Origin of the sequence: Gilliamella sp. B14384G12, assembly GCF_016101825.1 — a bacterium.
Taxonomy (GTDB): domain Bacteria; phylum Pseudomonadota; class Gammaproteobacteria; order Enterobacterales; family Orbaceae; genus Gilliamella; species Gilliamella apicola_N.
Genome location: NZ_JACFPU010000054.1, coordinates 1 through 371, shown reverse-complemented (window position 1 = coordinate 371; position 371 = coordinate 1). Strand labels below are relative to the sequence as shown.

General features: G+C 30.7%; 1 protein-coding gene. It reads right to left on the bottom strand.

Annotated features, from left to right (window positions below):
* The coding region (locus tag H3S73_RS13625; RefSeq protein WP_198236994.1) for a hypothetical protein at nucleotides 1–248 on the bottom strand (248 nt) is incomplete at its 3' end.
* Nucleotides 249–371: the final 123 nt, after the last annotated feature.

Below are 371 nucleotides of genomic sequence, written 5' to 3'. Positions count from 1 at the left end.
TCTTGCGAATGTGTAGCTATTGTCTTAAGGAATTTATCATAATCGTTTTTTTCTTGATGTATAAAATCTAATTCTTCTTTTTGATTTAACAATTCATTATATTTCGCTAACTCCTTGGCAATATTGTTCTTAGCATTCTGCTCAGCACTGTTATTTTCCCTAAACTTTTTGACATCTATATAGTCATATAACGGACGAAATTGATCATTCATTTCTTCCAACTTCTTTTGTTTTTCTTCTGAAGTCATCTCGACTTCCTCATAACCTTTTTCTAGATATCTCTTCATTAAAGGAAAATCACTAATCTCGCCTGGGGGTTCAGAGACGTTATTAATCAAAGCAAAATCATAATATATTTTATCTTCTGCTTT